This is a genomic window from Synechococcus sp. H60.1, from assembly GCF_047462335.1.
Lineage (GTDB): Bacteria > Cyanobacteriota > Cyanobacteriia > Thermostichales > Thermostichaceae > Thermostichus.
Genome location: NZ_JANSJA010000274.1, coordinates 19,476 through 37,122 on the forward strand (window position 1 = coordinate 19,476; position 17,647 = coordinate 37,122).

The following is a 17,647-nucleotide window of genomic DNA, read 5'->3' on the forward strand; positions in this document are numbered from 1 at the left end:
CCGCAGCAGTTGCCGGTAGAACTCCTCCGGGGTAAGGCAGTTCGATCCTGGAGAACGCAGGTGGGAGTTTTTGGGATGGGCAAGAAAACCCTTGGCCAGGCCCTTGAGGCACTCTTCCACCCCATCCCGCAGCCGCTCGCGGACTCGCCCCCCCTGTTCCAGAGCCTGCTGGTAGTACTTCTCCAGCCAACACTCCCGCGCCTGCTCTGCCTTTTGGGGCAAACGGCTGCGGTGCAGCAGGCGAAACAGGATGGCAAAGTCGTTAAAGCGCTGCTCCTCTAGGATCTGCTGCAGGTCAAACTCCACATAGGCCTGCCGGCGCACAAAGGTGCTGTCCCGCAATAGACGGAGGGTCAGCCCGTTGGTGACGATGCCCCAGAGGTGCTCGCTGCGGTTGAGATACTCCTGCAGCAGTGAGTGAGGGGCTAGACGCGGCCTGCCGGTGGAAGCCAGCCGCCCCAGCTCCTGGCGTACCCCCACAATGTGCACCGGCGGGGCATCCTCTGCTTCGCCGGCGCGGTGCGAAATGGCAAAGGTGGCACCGTCCAGCTCATAGGCCCGTGGGTTGTAGCGCAGCTCGTAGCCCAGAAAGCTAAGAAAGGGAATAACCCAGGCATCGCGGGTAACCGACGTGGCCGGATCCCCTTCCGGCAGACGGGCCAGCCGGCGGCGGAAAACTTCCCACTGGGTGCGGGCCTCGGCAAAGACGCTGGCAATTTCTTCCGTCAGGCTGCGCTTGTCTTCTAGCCCAAAGTCTTTCGGCTTCTGGCCTGACAGCTCGCCAGCCAAAAGCTGCTCCAGGATGTCCGGCCCCAAGAGGCCCCCTTCAAGGCGTACAGCAGGAAATTGGCTCATCTGGACAGCAGAGGTTGTAGGACAAGAATTCCCAGCAGATCGGGGGGAAACTGCGGCTTAACCTCCAGCCCGCGCACGCGCTGGGAGATGGCCTGTCGGATGCGCTTGTGGGCCTCAGCCAGCTCGCCAGCTCGCTGGAAAATGGCCTCCCGGATCCCTTGCTGAAGGGGGTGTCCTAGACCCCAGTTTTCTGCAGTCGGCGGCCAGGGGCTGAGGCTGTCTAGCACCTGCTGCACCAACTCCTGCTTTTCTACAAGCGGCAGGTTGGCATCTGGCTTGGCTGCGGCCAAAAGCTGGAGCGCTGCCCTACTTTCCAGCCAGCGGGCTTCGCCTCTTTCTAGGCCAACCCCTCCCAGCACCAGCACCTCCTCCGCTAGCAGAGGCTGAGCCAGCGGCTGCTCCACTAGGTAGCGCACCCGCAGCAACAAGAGGGTGGTGAGCGCAGCCACAGCCCGTGTCCGAATGACCCCGCAGCGGGAGACGACGGCCTCTTCAGGCTTATCTAAGGCCTTCTCTAACAAAAAGTGGGCCAGGGCAGCGATGAGGCGGTGGTTGCGGCCAACGTATTCCGCTCCTTCCGGCGTGGGGGAGATGAAGCTAATCCGCCACTGTCCACCCTTGGGCCGGGGCAGGACTGAACGAATGGCCTCCGGCAGGGTTGCCGTGCCCTCCTGGCTGAGGTTGACCCGGAAGACTCCAGACTGCCGGTCAGGGATCACAGCCAGGCCTAGGCGCTGGGCAGCAGTTAGAAAAAATTGCTGCACGGCCTGCGGATCCCCCAGCACAGCGTCTGTGGCCTCCAGTTCCCGCTGCACTTCTTCCGGCTTGAGGGATCGCTGGGCAAAACGGGTGCGGTTGCGCCGCTCCTGCTCAGCAGAGCGATCCCACTGGGCGTGAAACTGGCTCACCTCTGCCATCCCCAGATCCAGCGCCAACTGGCGCTCCCCTGAGCCGGATCCCTGGCGCAGAAAAAGGGCCTCCAGCACCGCCTGGGTAACGCTTTCACTCGCTTCGGGCACAGGCACGTGGGTGCCAAGGGTGCGGCGGATTTCCCGCGCCTTGTCCAGCAGCACCTGCAGCACCGCACCGTCCACAGGGTTATCCCGCCCGAAAAAGCGGACGACCTTGACCCGTTCGGCCCGTTGGCCATAGCGATCCACCCGCCCCTCCCGCTGTTCCAGCCGGTTGGGGTTCCAGGGCAGGTCGTAGTGGATGACGGCTGTAAACTTTTCCTGCAGGTTGATCCCTTCCGAGAGGCAGTCGGTGGCCACCAGCACCCGTGGCTGGTCAACGGCAATTTCCGCAATCTTGGCCTCCCGTTCCTCGTCGCCCATGCGGCCGGTTACGCAGGCTACCTGAGTTGCGGATCCCAGGTGCTGCCGAAGGTGGTCGGCAAGATACCCTGCTGTGGCCACATAGCGGCACCAGAGAATGGGGTGAAAGCCCTCGGCGAGGAGCCGCTTCACCAGCTCGATGGCCCGCGCCAGCTTGGTGTCTTGGTCTACGCCGTGAAGTTGGTGGGCCAGACGGGCAAGCTCCCGCAACCGGCGGCGGTCGCTGTCGGGCAGAGTTTGCTCTGCAGCTTCAAGAGCTGGCAGCGGTAATTCGTCGTCAGTACGCTCTTGTGCCGACTCGAACACCCAGCGGCTAAAGCTCTCCTCAGCCTCTTCTTCCCGAGAGCCTGCGCTGCGATTGGCCAGCGCCGCCAGAGCCGCTGCCGGACTGGACATGACACAGCGCAAAAGAGCCAGCGCCCCCCAGTAGCGTACGCGCCGCCGCCGCTGCTCCATCTGCTGGCCGGTGCGCACCAGCTCCGAGCAGAAGGCATAGGTGCGCTCAAACAGCTCGCGGTAGCAGCGTGAAAGGTCATAGGTCTCATCTTCAGCTTCCCGGGTTGGGAAGCAGGCGGTTTCTTGCCAGGTCTCCTTGATGTCCCGCCGTGTGCGCTGGACAAAGTGACGGGCCAGCTCGATGCGCTGGTTCTCCTTGAGATCCTGAAGGTCCCACTCCTCGAACTCCGGCCGCAGCAGCCCCAGCAACGACCGGAAGGCCTCTGGGATGCCGCTGTGGGGAGTAGCCGTCAGCAGGATTAGGTGGCGGTTGGGCGCTTGGGCAATAGCTCTCAAAAGAGCATGCCGCTCCTGCTGAGCTCTGCCGGAACTGGCCGCTGCCGCCCCGTGCACTTCGTCGGCAATGATCAGCTCAGGACAAAACTGCAGAAATTGAGGGCGGTTGCGCTCCGTTTTAACAAAATCAATGCTGGCCACCTGCACCGGGAAGTATTCGTAGAGATTTTGTCCCGGCGGGGTTTGCCGCTCCAGTTGCCCTACCGTCCCCGACCGGATAACTACCGGCTCGAGGTTAAACTTTTCCGCCAGCTCCCTGGCCCACTGCTCGCACAAGTAAGGCGGGCAGAGGACACAAAAGCGGCGGATCTCGCCGCGATCCAGAAGTTCTCTGGCTATCAGCAGCGCTTCAATGGTCTTGCCCACTCCCACATCATCGGCAATAAATAGCCGCACCGGATCAAGGCGCAGCGCCATGAGCAACGGCACAAACTGGTAGGTTCGTGGCCGGATGGAGATGCGCCCCAGCGAGCGGAAGGGAGTGGCGCCCTCGCGTAAGATAAGGCGCGCTGCCTGCCAGAGGAGATGGGCGGCTGCAGCATCGGCAACTTGGTCGGCGCGGGGCAGCGGGAAGAAGGCCGGCTCGATGCGCTCAAAGGGCAAGGTGCCGCCTATGAGGTTCATCAGTTGTCGGTGAAGGCAAATCGCGTCCTCTGGCGTGCCAGTAAGGGGCCGCAGCACTACCCCTTCTTCGGAATCAGCGGGGAGCACCACCCACTCGCGCTCGCGGCAGCGGACAATCGAACCAGGCTGCATCGATTGGGATCCCTAGAGAGCTTTCTCCATTTGTATGCATCTTTGCCGCTTCCCGGGAAGGACTGGCGAGCTTCTTCGGCTTTTTCAGGAACCCCCACAGCCTGCCTAGGCAGAACTTCTGCCGGCGCTATGGCCGGCAAAAATTCTACATGTTGGAAAATGGCCTTCTCGCCCAAGCCTTTTGCAGGGATCCTTCCTACCCAAAACGTGGGGTGACGGTAGGATGAAACAGAGCCGGCCCCAAGCACTTCCAGCCGCTGACCCGATGAGCAGCACCCGTTATCCGTTTGAGCGTGTTCGCGACCACTTGCTCTTTCAGTCCTTGGCAGATGCTGAGTGGAAGGCATTGACGGCTGCCCTACTGCCCAGTCGCTTTTCTCCCGGCCAGGTAATCTTCCAAGAAGGGGATCCCAGCAGCGACCTGTACGTAGTTCTCAGCGGGATCGTGGAGCTGCGGCGCCAGTACATGCGCTATCCCGGCGATTACTGGCTGGCAACACTGCATGCTGGGCGCGTGTTTGGAGAACTTTCCTTGCTGACGGGGCGGCGGCGCTCCTTTACCGCAGTGAGCCTAACCGAGGTGCAAACCCTGCGCCTCTCCAGCGAAGGGCTGCTCCTATTGCCCCTGGAAGTCCAGGTGAAGCTTTACCGCGCCTGGACCCAGATCATCGGCGAGCGCCTCTTTTGGCTCGACAGCATGTTCGCAGATCTCCTGGAACAACGGGGGGCGGAAAATGTCGCCTCGGCTATGGCCCTGCTGCAGCAGCGCTATCCTGCTTGAGGAAAAAGAACCCCTGCCGGCAGGCTGGGATCCCTAGAATCAAGGTTCTGGCACTCCTACAAAGAAGCCAAAAATCAAGCGGTGGGATCCCAAATTTTATCTTCAGAATAGCCAGGGCTTGCGGTATTATGTGCTAAGCAGCAGCTCCCGAAGCATTTCAAGCAGCGAGGTTAAGAGCAGTGGTCAGGGTAGCCATCAACGGATTCGGTCGCATCGGTCGCAACTTTTTGCGTTGTTGGCTGGGGCGCTCCCAGTCTAACTTGGATATTGTTGCCATCAACGACACCTCAGACGCTCGCACGGCTGCCCATCTGCTCAAGTACGACTCCATCCTCGGGCCACTGCAAGGGGTGGAAGTGGAGGCTACCGAGGGTGGCCTGCTGGTTAACGGCAAGCACATCCACGCCGTTTCCGATCGCAACCCCAGCAACCTGCCCTGGAAAGAGTGGAAAGTGGATCTTGTTATTGAGGCCACAGGTGTTTTTGTAGACTACCAGGGTGCCTCTAAACACATAGAGGCGGGAGCCAAGAAGGTGATGATCACGGCTCCGGCCAAGGGAGGCGACATCCCTACCTTTGTGTATGGCGTTAACCAACACACCTATGACCCGGTGCGGCACAACATTGTCAGCAACGCCAGTTGCACCACCAACTGCCTTGCACCGCTCCTCAAGGTGCTGCTGGACAAGTTCGGCGTCCTGCGGGCTACGATGACCACCACCCACAGCTACACCGGCGACCAGCGGATTTTGGATGGTGGCCACCGCGATCTGCGACGGGCGCGGGCGGCGGCGCTGAGCATGGTGCCCACTACCACCGGGGCGGCCAAGGCAGTAGCGCTGGTGATCCCCGAACTGAAGGGCAAGCTGAACGGGGTGGCAGTACGGGTTCCCACGCCCAATGTGTCGCTGGTAGACTTGGTGGTGCAAACAGAGCGGCGTGTGATTGCCGAAGAGGTGAACGCGGCTCTCAAGGAAGCTTCAGAGACCACGATGAAAGGGATCATTGCCTACTCCGATATCCCCTTGGTCTCCATCGACTATCGCGGCCACGACTGCTCGGCGATTGTGGATGCGGAGATGACCAGTGTGCTGGACGGGGATCTGGTGAAGGTGATGGCCTGGTACGACAACGAGTGGGGCTACTCGCAGCGGGTGCTGGATCTGGCTGAATACATGGCTGCTCACTGGGTTGAGTAGGCTGTTGTTTCCTGTCTCAATCCCTCAGAGGCGGAGAGGGAGAATTCGGCAAAAACTTGCCAGCGCTTGCCGTCATGGCTGAGGAGGGTGAGAGCGGAGGCGAGAAAGGATCCCTGGAAAGGGCGAGTTTTGAACTGTGGCCAGGCGGTGCGAAACTGGGCCGGGCTGAGATCCCGAAAGGCCACAGTCATGTGGGGGACAAAGGGACGAGCTGGGGTAGGGGCTGGCTCTGGCTTAAGCAGCAGATTCACGTGGCGCTGTGTCTTGGCCTGGAGCTGTTGCAGCTCAGGGGAGGGCTCGACGTGGATATAGATAACCCGTGGCGCGAAGGCACCGAAGCCGCGGAGCTCAACGGCAACCGGAGCCTGCTCCTTGGCAAACTCTCCCAGGGATCCCGTCAGGGCTGGCAGCTCGGCAGTGGGCCACTCGAAAGGAGGCACCAGGGTAATGTGAGGAGGCGAGCGCAGGGCTGCGCGGCTGGCAAATTGCTCGGCAAACTGTTGTTTGATGGCGGTCACTTGCTCCTGCAGGTCTGCCGGGGGTAGGAGGGCGAGAAACAGCCGCTGTTGGGGAGCGTCGTTCACCATTGCCGGACAGGTGAGGGATCTGTATTATCCAGGCTAGGACAGCCCAGCCCTAGACCTCTACCCCATTCCCTAAGGGTCACAGGGTTTGTCGGGATGCCCGGCATCTTCTTTAGCCACTCATATTCTCATATAATTATCTAGCGATTATCTAGTAGCAGTAGGCTAGAGGGCTCCTCTATGACCCAGCTTTCCGCTCCCCTTCCCCCGCCGGCAACCGCATCTTCAGAACCTCAGCCGGCTCCGCTTCCGTCCTACCATTGGCATCTCTTTCTCTGCGCCGACCAGACCAAGCCCAAGTGCTGCGAGAAAGCGGTGGGACTGGAAGCCTGGGAATACCTGAGGCTGCGGATTCAGCAGTTGAACCTAGAGCTGGCGGGCGTAGGCCCTCTGCGCGTCAACCGCACCAAGGCCAACTGCCTGCGGGCCTGCAACTATGGTGTTCCCGGGCCAGTGCTGTTGGTGTATCCCGGTGGGTTTTGGTACCACTCGGCCACGCCCCCGGTGATAGAGCGGGTGCTGCAAGAGCATATCCTGGGCGGGATCCCGGTGGCCGAGTATCTGGTAGCCCAAGATACCCTCAGCGCCCCTGATCCAAAAGAGCGTGGATAGCCTGCACGTACTCTGCCGTCGCCTGTTGCAAATCAGCCTTATCGCTGGAAGCAGGGGGGGGGATCACCTTGCCGATGCGCACCGTGATGGGGCAGAACAGCCGTGGCCAGCGGGATCCCTTGGGCAGCACCTTCTCGGTACCCCAGAGGGCCACGGGGAGCAGAGGTGTCTGGGTGCGCGCTGCCACCAAGGCAGCCCCCAGGTGAGGCTGGGGAATGCGGCCATCGGGGGTGCGGGTGCCGTTGAGAAAGATCCCCACCGCCCATCCCCGCGCCAGGGCTGCTTCCGTGGCTCGCAAGGCAGCGCGGTCAGAGCCGCCTCTCTTGACCGGGTAGGCCCCGTAGAGCCGGATCACCTGCTTCAGCGCTGGCACCCGAAACAGCTCTTCCTTGGCCATGAAGGCTACAGGGCGGCGCACTGCATTGGCCACCAGCGGCGGATCCAAGTGGCTGGCATGGTTGCTGACAATGATCAGGGATCCCTGGCGAGGCACGTTTTCCTGGCCATAGGTGCGGCCAAAATACAGTCCCCGAAACAGTGGATTGACCACTAGCCACTTGAGCAGCCAGTAGGCCAACCAATCCTGGCGGCGATAGCCCATCTGGACGATTTCCCAACTTGGGGGTAGCTCCCTCTTTGAGTGTAGGGGAAAGCGGGGGATCCCCAGCGACTTTGGAGATAGGTTTTCCTGAGACCTTCACTTAGGGTGGGATGCGGTGAGGGCCAGGAGTATGTCACCTCTCCAGATCAGGATCCTCGCCCAAAGCCCGCAACCTTTCCGCCAGACGCTCAGCCCGTTGGCGCTCCTGTTCGGCTCGTTGGCGTTCCAGCTCGGCCCGCTGGTGCTCCCGCTCGGCTCGTTGGCGTTCCAGCTCGGCCCGCTGGCGCTCCCGCTCGGCTCGTTGGTGCTCCAGCTCGGCCCGCTCATCTCCCGTCAACAGCAACTGCCCTTGGGCATCGCACCAGCGCAGCCAGCGGGCTTGTTTCCCCTCGAAAACTCCGTCCCACAGCTTCAGGCCCAGCTCCACCTGTTCCAGCCAGGTCTCGGTCATTTCCGCATAGTGGCGGCCTCGCAGCTCGAAAATGCGCAGCTCCTCTGGCCCCAGCTCGTGGTTGGGATCAAAAACCACGTAGTAGCTGACCCGCATCTGCTCGTAGCGACTGAGCTTGCCCCCTAGCTCGTCGCCTTCGCGGTTGGAGACAATCTCAATCACCACATCCGGCGGCTTGTCAAATTGCCAGAGCAGATAGCAACGGTTCTGCTTCTCCCACCATTGTTCCGGCACCGTGACATCCAGGCTGAGAAAAACATCCGGCACGATGGGAGGCCGGTTAGGGGTGGTGTAGATGCCCACATTGGCTGCTGCCAGGAAGGTTTTGTGGGGCAGAGAGCTGTAGAGTGCCCCCGTCAGGAGACGCTGCTGCTTTTCAGAGGCAAAGTTATCCACCGGGGTATCGTCCTCAGTGACCAGATCAGCGATGTCGGGCAGCAGCAGTTCAGTATCCATGGGCGAAGGCAGTCGGGGATGTCGACATCTTAGCCGTTTCCCCTACTTTTTGCCGCAGAGGACAAGGGCGGCAAAGCTGGCCGCTCTCCAGAAGGGATCCCGCCCGGAGAATGGGGTATCACGGCAAAAGGGATCTCTTTGAGGAAGAACCTTGAACTGTGACGTTTTGGTGATTGGCTGTGGCGTGGTGGGCTGTGCCATCGCCTACGAGCTGTCTTCCGCAGGGCTATCAGTGGTTGGGATCGACGCCAAGGATCCGGCCTCAGGCGCCACGGGCGCGTCACTGGGGGTGTTGATGGGGATCTGCAGCCGCCAGCCGGATGGGGAGGTGGTGCAGTTGCGCCTGAAAAGCCTAGAGCAGTTTGATCCCTTGATTGCCCGGCTGGAAGCGGACTTGGGTCGGAATTTGCCCGTCAATCGGCACGGCATCCTCAAGCTCCTTCGGGAGGAGGAAGTGGACGCTTGGCAAGCAACCCTGGCGGCTCGGCGGCAAGCAGGTTACCGCCTGGAGCTGCTTAGCCCCGGCGAAGTGGGATCCCTGCAGCCGGGCCTGCGCGGCGACCTGGCCGGGGCCATCTACTCGCCCCAAGATCGGCAGATCCAACCCCGCCTCCTCACGCAGGCGCTTGTGGAAGCAGCCCAGCGTAGAGGCTGCCGCTTTTTCTTTCACCAGCCGGTTCAGAAGATGCAGCGCAGCCTGGATCCTCCCTTTCGCCTGCAGGCAGTTTATACGCCGGCCTTTACCTTCTCGGCAGGCTATGTCGTTCTCGCTGCCGGCCTGGGCAGCTCCCCTTTGGCTGAGGAGCTGGGGTTGCAGATACCGCTGCAGGCTGTCAAGGGCCAGGCCCTGCGGATCAAAGCCGCTGGGATCCCTCTGGGGCCGGTCGTGAGCGCCGCGGATCTGCACCTGGTTCCCCTCGGCGATGGATCCCTGTGGGTGGGGGCAACCGTGGAGTTTCAGGCCACCCAGCCTGAGCCGACGCTGCTGGCCTTACAGGATCTGCTGGCCCACGCCATCCAGCTTTGCCCGGCCCTAGCCGAAGCCACCCTGCTGGAGCACTGGGCCGGCCATCGACCCCGACCGCTGGGGCAGCGTGCCCCCATCCTGGGGCCGGCTCCCGGCTATGTCAATCTTTTTGTTGCCACTGGCCACTACCGCAATGGGGTGTTGCTGGCCCCGATTAGCGCCGCCGTCCTGAGAGATTTGGTGCTGAAAGGGAAAACAGCCCTCTGCGATCTAAGCGCTTTTGCCCCAAGACCTAAACAGGGCTGAGCGGGCCTATCCCCTGAGGGATCCGGACTTATGTCAGAATAGAAGGCTGCCCGGCTCAGGCCGAGCCAGCGTGTGACCTGTCGAGTCCTGCAAAGGAGAAAAGAGCCTTGCCGAAACTTGCCCTAAAAGCTCTCTGGCTGGAAAACGATTTGGCCATTGCCGTGGATCAGGTGGTGGCCAAAAACCGCAGCCCCCTCACCCGCTACTTCTTCTGGCCGCGAGATGACGCCTGGGAACAGCTCAAAGCTGAGCTGGAGAGCAAAACTTGGATCAGCGAGGAAGATCGCATCACTCTGCTCAACCAAGCCACTGAACTGATCAACTACTGGCAAAACGGCGGACGCGAGCGCCCCATCAGCGAAGCCCAAGCCCAGTTTCCCGACATCCTCATCGGTGGCAACGCCTAACTCTCCCATCCCCGCTAAGGCCGCGACTCCAAACTCAACTCATCTTGCTGGGGATCCCGCTTTTGGGTTAGATTAGCACTCGAGGTTTCAGAGTGCTAACTCTGCACTCGGCCAAGCCGATGGATCGCTGGGGCTCTTCTGGGATCCCACTCTGCCTAGCAGCACTCAGCGCTAAGTAGCCCAGTTGAAATTACGAGGATCGCGGATTCTATGGCCAAGCAGATTCTGTTTAAAGAAGAGGCCCGCAAGGCATTGGAGCAGGGCATCAATCAACTGGCGGATGCAATCAAGGTTACGGTTGGCCCCAAAGGGCGCAACGTTGTTCTGGAGAAGAAGTTTGGCGCTCCCCAGATCGTCAACGACGGGGTCACCATTGCCAAAGAAATTGAGTTGGCGGATCCTTTGGAGAACACCGGTGCCCAGTTGATGCGAGAAGTGGCCACCAAGACCAACGACGTGGCCGGAGACGGCACCACCACAGCCACCATTTTGGCCCAGAGCATGGTGCGGGAAGGGCTGAAGAATATTTCGGCAGGATCCAACCCCGTAGCCTTGCGGCGCGGCATCGAGAAGACCACCGCCTACCTGGTGAAGCAAATTGCCGCCCATGCCAAGCCTGTGGAAGGCCGCAAGACCATCGCCGAGGTGGCTACCATCTCTGCCGGCAACGACCCGGAAGTGGGGGAGATGATTGCCAAAGCCATGGATGCCGTGGGGCGAGATGGGGTGATCACGGTCGAAGAGTCCAAGTCGCTGGAAACCCAATTGGAAGTTGTCGAAGGGATGCAGTTCGACCGCGGCTACATTTCCCCTTATTTCGTGACTGATACGGAGCGGATGGTGGCCGAATACGAAAATGCCTATCTGCTCATCACCAGCAACAAGCTCTCCAGCCTACAAGATCTGGTGCCTGTTCTGGAGCGAGTGGCACGAGAGGGGCGGCCGCTGCTGGTCATTGCGGAAGATGTCGAAGGAGAGGCGCTGGCCACCTTGGTGGTGAACCGCCTGCGGGGGGTGTTGAACGCGGTGGCGGTGAAGGCGCCGGCTTTTGGGGATCGACGCAAGGCCATGTTGGAGGACATTGCCATCCTCACTGGTGGGCAGCTCATCTCCGAAGATATTGGCATCAAACTGGAAAATGTCACCCTAGACATGATGGGGGTGGCCCGCAAGATTACCGTTACCAAAGACAAGACCACCATTGTCACCGATGGCAGCACCAAAGCGGCGGTGGAGAAGCGGGTGGCCCAACTCCGCAAGCAACTGGAGACCACCGATTCCGAGTACGACCGCGAGAAGCTGCAGGAGCGGATCGCCAAGCTGGCCGGTGGGGTGGCGGTGATCAAGGTGGGGGCTGCCACCGAAACGGAGCTCAAGGATCGCAAGCTGCGCATTGAAGATGCCCTCAATGCCACGCGGGCGGCAGTGGAGGAAGGGATTGTCCCCGGTGGCGGGGCAACGCTGCTGCATCTTTCCAAAGGGATCCCGGTCTTTAAGGCCACCTTGAACGCAGAAGAGCAGGTGGGGGCGGACATCGTCTGCCGGGCTTTACAGGCGCCGCTCTATCAGATTGCCCACAATGCTGGCCTGGAGGGGTCTGTGGTGGTGGAAAAGGTTCTGGAGAAGGAGATGCCCTTTGGCTTCGACGCCCTGACCGGAACCTATGTCGATATGTTTGCCCAGGGGATCGTGGATCCGGCCAAGGTGGTGCGCTCGGCGCTGCAAAACGCGGCTTCCATCGCCGCCATGTACCTCACCACTGAAGCCATTGTGGTGGAAAAGCCCGAACCTAAGACGAAAACAGGAACAGGCCGCTCCGGCGGTGCGGGGATGATGTAACTTCCCTGAACCGTGCCCTTGTAGCATAGGCCCCTATCCAGGGGCTTTTTCCTGTTCAGGGCTTTCTCCCGTCTCCGGTCGCAGCAGCGGGAAGGCGATGACATCACGGATGCTAGGGGCGTCGCACAGCAGCATCGCCAGACGGTCGATGCCGATGCCCAGGCCGCCGGTGGGAGGAAGGCCGTACTCCAGGGCGGTGAGGAAGTCCTCGTCGAGAAAGTGGGCCTCTTCGTCTCCGGCTGCCTTCAGGGCCGCCTGGGCCTCCAGCCGCTGCCGTTGGTCTACCGGGTCGGTCAGCTCCGAGTAGGCGTTGGCCGTCTCTCGCCCGACGATAAACAGCTCAAAGCGCTCCGCCAACCCCGGCTTGCTGCGGTGGGGCTTGGTGAGCGGACATACCTCCAGGGGATAGTCCAGAACAAAAGTCGGCTGGCGCAGACGGCTTTCGCAGCAGTGCTCGAAGGCTTTGACCAGCAGCTTGCCAGGGGAGTCCTGGGGGGAGAGATCGGGGATCCCCTGCTCGGCCAGGGCGGGCAAGAGCTCAGCAGTGGATCCCTTTTCCACGTCGATGAAGATGCCGGTGGCCTCTTCCACCAACTCCTGTATCGTCACCCGCCGCCAGGGTGGGGTGAGGTCGATGGCTTCCCCTTGGTAAGTAATTTGCAGGGATCCCCGTACCGCCAGGGCGGCGTTGCAGACCAGGGTTTCGGTCAGCTCCATCATGGTGTGGTAGTCGGCAAAGGCTTGATAGGCCTCTAGCGAGGTGAACTCCGGGTTGTGGCGGGTGGAGATGCCTTCGTTGCGAAAGACCCGCCCAATTTCGTACACCCGCTCGATCCCGCCCACCACCAGCCGCTTCAGGTGTAGCTCGGTGGCGATGCGCAAGTAGAGATCCAGATCCAGGGCGTTGTGGTGGGTGATGAAAGGCCGCGCCTCCGCCCCGCCGGGGATCACCTGCAACACCGGCGTCTCGATCTCCACAAAGCCCTGCTCCTCCAGGGTCTGCCGCAGGGAGCGGACGATCTTGGCCCGGTCGAGCAAGGTTTGCTTCACCTCGGGGTTGACGATGAGATCGACGTAGCGCTGGCGGTAGCGTTTCTCCACATCCCGTAGGCCGTGCCACTTGTCGGGCAGGGGCAGCAGCGCCTTGGTCAGCACCTGGTACTCGTCCACCCGCACCGACAACTCGCCTTTTTCGGTGCGCTTGAGACAGCCCTTGGCTCCCAGCCAGTCGCCCACGTCGAGGAGCTTGTCCAGGTTCTTGAAAGCCAGCTCTCCCATGTGCTCCGTCAGCCGTTGCTTTTCTAGGTAGAGCTGGATGGTGCCGGAGCGATCCTGGAGGGTAAAAAAGGCCAGTTTGCCCATGACCCGCCGCGCCCGGATCCGCCCGGCCACGGCCACCTGCACATCCTCCCGCTCGGCGCCGGGCTCGAGATCGGCAAATTGGGCCTGCAACTCGGCGGCCAGGTGGGTAACCGGGAAAGAATAGGCATAGGGCAGGATCCCTTGCTCCTGCAGATGGCGGGCTTTCTCGAGACGGGCGGCCCGTTGGGCGGCTTCACTGCTGCTGGGGAGAGTGGACATAGAAGTAAAGGGAATAGAGGATTTCAGGAACGGACGGGATCCTTTTTTTACTCTTCCGGCGGCGCGATCCCGTGGGAACGCAGCAGCTCCAAAAGTCTTTCGGCCCGTTGGCGTTCTCTTTCGGCCCGCTGCTGCTCTAGGGCGGCCTTTTCGTCGCCGGTGGGCAAAACTTGGCCCTCTCGGTCACACCAGCGCAGCCATTCCGTGTTGACGCCCTCGAAGGATCCCTGCCAGAGGGTCAAGCCCAGGCCAATCTCCTCCAGCCAAGTGGAATCGAAGGGAACCAGCTCTCCCCCCCGCCGCTGAAAAAGAACCAGCGGGGATCCCTGTAACTCCCGCAGTTGCCGCAAAGGATCGTACACCCCGTAGTAGGCCACCCCAGCGCGGGCATAGTCCCTGAGTTTGCGACCCAGCTCTTCCCCCTCGCGGTTGGAGACAATCTCAATGACCACGTCGGGGGGCTTGCCCATCTCCCAGACGAAGTAGGTGCGATCTTCCTTGCGCTCGAAGCTGGCGGGGGGAGCCACCTCCAGGCTGAGCATGACATCGGGCACCAGCGGCGGCAGCTTGAGGGCGTAGAACAGGCCGACGTTGGCCGTGGCCAAGAAGGGGATCGGCTCGCCGCTGTCTTTGGCCCTGGGCTGGAAGGAAGCGTAGAGGGCGCTGGTGAGCAGGCGCTGCAGCTTCTCTGAGTAGATGCTGTCTACAGGCTGGTCGTCCTCGATTGTCAGGTCGCTGACATCCGGTGGCGGCGGCGGTGGAAACTCCGCTGCTGGTGTCGAGGGCTTGAGGGGGCTAGAAGGTGCAGAAACCATGATGCCGGGATCCCTTGCAGGGTTGCTAGGGGCTGCTCGGTTGTTTGTCGATCAGCCGATATGAAACCATCTCGAGGGTAGCAAAGGCTGCTGGGAAAAGGGTGACCAGAGAGCTTCTCCAATCCCACGCCAGAGATAGAAGCCCAACCCTGGGCTGAGGGCCTGCCCCCTTGAGCAGAGCAAGAGACAAAAAATCCTGCCAGACCTCCTCAGCTTTGGCCGGATCCCTTTTGGAGAGCAGCTAGCGCTCTGCTTGGGCGTTCAAGCGGGAGACGATCAGGTACACCACGAAGATAAACAGGGCTACCAACGCCATAGGTCGATCCTTGGTCAGTATCTTTCGCCAGTGTCTGTAGGATAGGGTGCCCACCCGAGCAGGGATCGAGTCGCTGTCCTTGCATTAAACTTTACTATATAACGCTATAGATATGAATGACATTTGCCCGCAGATTGGTTCTCGGCGGAAGATCGACTGCCGAGCTGGGCCAGTTGGGGATCCCCTCTCACTGGGTAGGCTCGGAGCTGGGCAGAGCCACCAGCAGGGCCTCCAGCAGCCGCTGCACCCGGCTTAGGCGCAGGCCAGCGTCGGCCAAAACAGGGCTGTTGGGGATGATGGCGTGGCGGAACCCCAGCTTGGCGGCTTCCTTGAGGCGCTGCTCCAACTGCGGCACCGGGCGCACCTGTCCCCCCAGGCCCACCTCGCCAATCAAGACCGTGAAGGGATCCACCTGGCGATCCCGGAAGCTGGCGGCCACGGCCACCGCCACCCCCAAGTCGGCAGCCGGCTCGGCCACCTGGATGCCGCCGGCGGAGGCGATGTAGGCGTCGTATTTGGAAAGCGGGATCCCCACCCGTTTTTCCAGCACCGCCAAGATCTGCAGAAAGCGGTTGAGCTCGATGCCGGTGGCGGTGCGGCGGGGGGAGCTGTAGCTGGTGGGGCTGACCAGGGCCTGCACCTCGACCACCAAAGGGCGGGTGCCCTCACAGGCGACGATGGTGGCTGTTCCTGGCGTGGCCTGATCCCGGCTGCTCAAAAAAAGCTGCGAGGGGTTGTCTACTTCCACCAAGCCAGAGGCAGTCATCTCGAAAACGCCGATTTCCTGGGCTGCCCCAAAGCGGTTTTTGACGGCGCGCAGCAGGCGGTGGCTCTGAAAGCGATCCCCCTCGAAGTACAAGACGGTGTCCACTAAGTGCTCCAGCACCTTGGGCCCGGCCAGGGATCCATCTTTGGTGACATGGCCAACGATGAGCAGGGCCACCCCCAGTTTTTTGGCCACCCGCATCAAGAGGCCGGCACATTCCCGCACCTGGGAGACAGATCCCGGCGCTGAGCTAAGCTGCCCCCAGAAGATGGCCTGAATGCTGTCAATGATGGTCACCTGCGGCTGCAGAGCCTGGATCTCGGCCAGAATGGCCTCCAGCTCGGTCTCGGCCAATAGGTAGAGCTGCTCGCTTTCTATCCCCAGCCCCTCCGTCCCGCTAAGGCGATCTGCACGCAGCTTAATCTGCTGGGCCGATTCCTCCCCCGACACGTACAAGACAGGCCCGCCCTTGGCCAGATGAGCAGCAGTCTGCAGCAGCAGAGTGCTTTTGCCAATGCCCGGATCCCCGCCGATCAACACCAGGGATCCCGGCACAATGCCGCCGCCCAACACGCGGTCGAACTCGCCAAAGCCCGAGGAAAGGCGGGGGTGGCGATCCGAGTGGACCTGAGCGAGAGGAAGGGCTGCCTGGGGGATCCCGCTGCCGCGGCTGCGCGGGGGGACAAGACGCTGGGGTGACCCAGACTTGGGAGAGGGGGTGAGAACCACCTCCGTCAGGGTATTCCAGGCGCCACAGTTGTCGCAGCGGCCCAAAAACTTGGGATAGCGCTCGCCGCACTGGCTACACTCCCAGACGGTTTTGGCCTTGGCCATGAGCAGGGATCCCGCCTCTTTCTCAGGATACAAAGACTCGATCCCGCTGGCGCAATCAGGATCTCCGCAAGGGCTCCGACCGGCTGCCGCTAACTGTGGGGCACAGGAACGGCAGGAATGGGCACCTCCGGCAAGACTAGGGATCCGCACTGGCCGTGGTGGCGCAGCAGATGGTCACAGAGCACCAAAGCCACCATCGCCTCCACCATCGGCACCGCCCGCGGCAGCACACAGGGATCGTGGCGCCCCCGCGCCGCCAAGACCGTCTCCTGCCCGTCGAGGGTGACCGTGTTTTGAGGCTGGCGAATGGTGGCGGTGGGCTTGAAGGCCACCCGCAGGACGATATCTTCCCCGTTGCTGATGCCCCCCTGGATGCCGCCGGAGCGGTTGCTGCGGGTGCGCCAGCCGCTGGGGGTCATGTAAAACTCATCGTTGTGCTGCTTGCCCGTCAGGTAGGTGCCGGCAAACCCCGACCCAATCTCAAACCCCTTGCTGGCCGGCAGCGACATCACCGCCTTGGCCAGGTCGGCTTCTAGTTTGTCAAACACGGGGCAGCCCAGCCCGCGGGGCACATTGCGGGCCACGCACTCCACCACTCCCCCGAGAGAATCCCCTTCCCGCGCCGCTGCTTCGATTTTCTCAATCATCGCCGCCGCCGCTTCTGGGTCGGGGCAGCGGACAATGTTGGCCTCCACCTGCTCGGCTGTTACTGAGCTGGGATCCACCTGCGCCTCCACGTCTTTGACCCGCTGCACATAGGCCAGGATCTCCACCCCTGCCGCCAGACGCAGGATCTTCTTGGCAATGGCCCCGGCGGCCACCCGGCCAATGGTCTCCCGCGCCGAGGCCCGTCCTCCCCCCTGCCAGTTGCGGATGCCGTACTTGGCCTGGTAGGTGGCGTCGGCATGGGAAGGGCGAAAGGTGGTGGCCATTTCGCGGTAGTCCTGGGGGCGGGCATCCTGGTTGCGCACCAGGATGTGGATGGGTGTGCCCAGCGTAAAGCCCTGGAAAACCCCGGAGAGGATCTCGCAGCGATCCGCCTCCTGGCGCGGTGTGGTGATGGAGCTCTGGCCAGGGCGGCGCCGATCCAGCTCCGCCTGGATGTCGGCCTCGCTTAAGGGCAGCCGCGGCGGGCAGCCGTCCACCACCACCCCCACCGCCCCCCCGTGGGACTCGCCGTAGGTGGTGACGCAAAACAAGACGCCGAAGGAGTTGCCGTTGGCCATGGGATCCCTGGGTTGCCAAGAGGTAGAGAAGCTGCCCGCTCCGTTTGCGCTAGCAGGACAGAGTCCTTGGAGGCCTGAGCGAGCTCTAGGGTTGGGGATAAAAAGCCCCCAAGCGACTGTTTTCTATTCTGCACCAGGGAACTGCCGAGCAGCGCGGTGCAACTGACGG

General features: G+C 61.9%; 14 protein-coding genes and 1 pseudogene. 6 read left to right on the forward strand and 9 right to left on the reverse strand.

The genetic code is table 11. The annotated features are described in order from the left end of the window. Nucleotides 1–855 (reverse strand): annotated as a pseudogene (locus NW852_RS12530) (hypothetical protein); the annotation flags it as partial. Continuing rightward, nucleotides 852–3,737 carry a helicase-related protein gene (locus NW852_RS12535; protein ID WP_414371713.1) on the reverse strand — a complete coding sequence of 962 codons (2,886 nt, stop codon included), beginning with the start codon at nucleotides 3,735–3,737 and terminating at the stop codon, nucleotides 852–854. The pseudogene NW852_RS12530 and the gene NW852_RS12535, both read right to left, overlap by 4 nt. 265 nt (nucleotides 3,738–4,002) lie before the next feature. On the opposite strand from NW852_RS12535, the gene NW852_RS12540 reads away from it, so the two are divergent. After that, the gene (locus tag NW852_RS12540; protein ID WP_414334241.1) at nucleotides 4,003–4,518 is read left to right on the forward strand and encodes a Crp/Fnr family transcriptional regulator; all 516 of its coding nucleotides are present in this window, start codon (nucleotides 4,003–4,005) and stop codon (nucleotides 4,516–4,518) included. A gap of 179 nt (nucleotides 4,519–4,697) precedes the next feature. After that, the gene (gene gap, locus NW852_RS12545) at nucleotides 4,698–5,717 is read left to right on the forward strand and encodes a type I glyceraldehyde-3-phosphate dehydrogenase (protein WP_414364424.1); all 1,020 of its coding nucleotides are present in this window, start codon (nucleotides 4,698–4,700) and stop codon (nucleotides 5,715–5,717) included. On the opposite strand, the gene NW852_RS12550 is transcribed toward gap, so the two are convergent. After that, nucleotides 5,702–6,304 (reverse strand): 2'-5' RNA ligase family protein, encoded by a 603-nt coding sequence (locus NW852_RS12550; protein WP_414368512.1) that lies wholly within the window; start codon nucleotides 6,302–6,304, stop codon nucleotides 5,702–5,704. The genes gap and NW852_RS12550 overlap by 16 nt on opposite strands. A 177-nt stretch (nucleotides 6,305–6,481) precedes the next feature. Between NW852_RS12550 and NW852_RS12555 the strand changes: the two genes are divergently transcribed. After that, nucleotides 6,482–6,913, forward strand: coding sequence for a (2Fe-2S) ferredoxin domain-containing protein (locus NW852_RS12555; protein WP_414426793.1), 432 nt, complete (start codon nucleotides 6,482–6,484; stop codon nucleotides 6,911–6,913). Here the strand turns inward: NW852_RS12555 and NW852_RS12560 are convergent. Next, nucleotides 6,882–7,514 carry a lysophospholipid acyltransferase family protein gene (locus tag NW852_RS12560; protein WP_414334248.1) on the reverse strand — a complete coding sequence of 211 codons (633 nt, stop codon included), beginning with the start codon at nucleotides 7,512–7,514 and terminating at the stop codon, nucleotides 6,882–6,884. The two genes, NW852_RS12555 and NW852_RS12560, sit on opposite strands and share 32 nt — an antisense overlap. Before the next feature lie 133 nt (nucleotides 7,515–7,647). Next, nucleotides 7,648–8,421: a Uma2 family endonuclease gene (locus tag NW852_RS12565; RefSeq protein ID WP_414364418.1), complete on the reverse strand. Its 774-nt coding sequence runs from the start codon at nucleotides 8,419–8,421 to the stop codon at nucleotides 7,648–7,650. Between the two features lie 151 nt (nucleotides 8,422–8,572). Here NW852_RS12565 and NW852_RS12570 point away from each other — a divergent pair, with 151 nt between their 5' ends. From NW852_RS12570 to groL, 3 genes are all read left to right on the forward strand, one after another. Further along, entirely contained in the window at nucleotides 8,573–9,694 is a 1,122-nt protein-coding gene (locus NW852_RS12570; protein ID WP_414371709.1) for an NAD(P)/FAD-dependent oxidoreductase, read from the forward strand. Between the two features lie 77 nt (nucleotides 9,695–9,771). Further along, nucleotides 9,772–10,101 (forward strand): 30S ribosomal protein PSRP-3, encoded by a 330-nt coding sequence (locus NW852_RS12575; protein WP_414364441.1) that lies wholly within the window; start codon nucleotides 9,772–9,774, stop codon nucleotides 10,099–10,101. 210 nt (nucleotides 10,102–10,311) lie between these two features. Further along, on the forward strand, nucleotides 10,312–11,940 hold the full coding sequence (groL, locus tag NW852_RS12580) for a chaperonin GroEL (RefSeq protein ID WP_414371708.1): 1,629 nt from the start codon (nucleotides 10,312–10,314) through the stop codon (nucleotides 11,938–11,940). Nucleotides 11,941–11,973: 33 nt separating this feature from the next. On the opposite strand, the gene lysS is transcribed toward groL, so the two are convergent. The 4 genes from lysS to aroC all read right to left on the reverse strand — a co-directional run bounded on the left by lysS (nucleotide 11,974) and on the right by aroC (nucleotide 17,478). After that, nucleotides 11,974–13,521 carry a lysine--tRNA ligase gene (lysS, locus tag NW852_RS12585; RefSeq protein WP_414371706.1) on the reverse strand — a complete coding sequence of 516 codons (1,548 nt, stop codon included), beginning with the start codon at nucleotides 13,519–13,521 and terminating at the stop codon, nucleotides 11,974–11,976. A 47-nt stretch (nucleotides 13,522–13,568) separates the two neighbouring features. Continuing rightward, nucleotides 13,569–14,336, reverse strand: coding sequence for a Uma2 family endonuclease (locus NW852_RS12590; RefSeq protein ID WP_414364411.1), 768 nt, complete (start codon nucleotides 14,334–14,336; stop codon nucleotides 13,569–13,571). A 503-nt stretch (nucleotides 14,337–14,839) separates the two neighbouring features. Continuing rightward, on the reverse strand, nucleotides 14,840–16,252 hold the full coding sequence (radA, locus tag NW852_RS12595) for a DNA repair protein RadA (protein WP_414371783.1): 1,413 nt from the start codon (nucleotides 16,250–16,252) through the stop codon (nucleotides 14,840–14,842). Between the two features lie 89 nt (nucleotides 16,253–16,341). Next, entirely contained in the window at nucleotides 16,342–17,478 is a 1,137-nt protein-coding gene (gene aroC, locus NW852_RS12600; protein WP_414364409.1) for a chorismate synthase, read from the reverse strand. Nucleotides 17,479–17,647 lie beyond the last annotated feature (169 nt).

Coding starts and splice junctions, on each gene's coding strand:
- NW852_RS12535 (WP_414371713.1), bottom strand. CDS start 3,737: ATGCAGCCTGGTTCGATTGTCCGCTGCCGCGAGCGCGAGTGGGTGGTG.
- NW852_RS12540 (WP_414334241.1), top strand. CDS start 4,003: ATGAGCAGCACCCGTTATCCGTTTGAGCGTGTTCGCGACCACTTGCTC.
- NW852_RS12550 (WP_414368512.1), bottom strand. CDS start 6,304: ATGGTGAACGACGCTCCCCAACAGCGGCTGTTTCTCGCCCTCCTACCC.
- NW852_RS12555 (WP_414426793.1), top strand. CDS start 6,482: ATGACCCAGCTTTCCGCTCCCCTTCCCCCGCCGGCAACCGCATCTTCA.
- NW852_RS12560 (WP_414334248.1), bottom strand. CDS start 7,514: ATGGGCTATCGCCGCCAGGATTGGTTGGCCTACTGGCTGCTCAAGTGG.
- NW852_RS12565 (WP_414364418.1), bottom strand. CDS start 8,421: ATGGATACTGAACTGCTGCTGCCCGACATCGCTGATCTGGTCACTGAG.
- groL (WP_414371708.1), top strand. CDS start 10,312: ATGGCCAAGCAGATTCTGTTTAAAGAAGAGGCCCGCAAGGCATTGGAG.
- lysS (WP_414371706.1), bottom strand. CDS start 13,521: ATGTCCACTCTCCCCAGCAGCAGTGAAGCCGCCCAACGGGCCGCCCGT.
- NW852_RS12590 (WP_414364411.1), bottom strand. CDS start 14,336: ATGGTTTCTGCACCTTCTAGCCCCCTCAAGCCCTCGACACCAGCAGCG.
- radA (WP_414371783.1), bottom strand. CDS start 16,252: ATGGCCAAGGCCAAAACCGTCTGGGAGTGTAGCCAGTGCGGCGAGCGC.
- aroC (WP_414364409.1), bottom strand. CDS start 17,478: ATGGCCAACGGCAACTCCTTCGGCGTCTTGTTTTGCGTCACCACCTAC.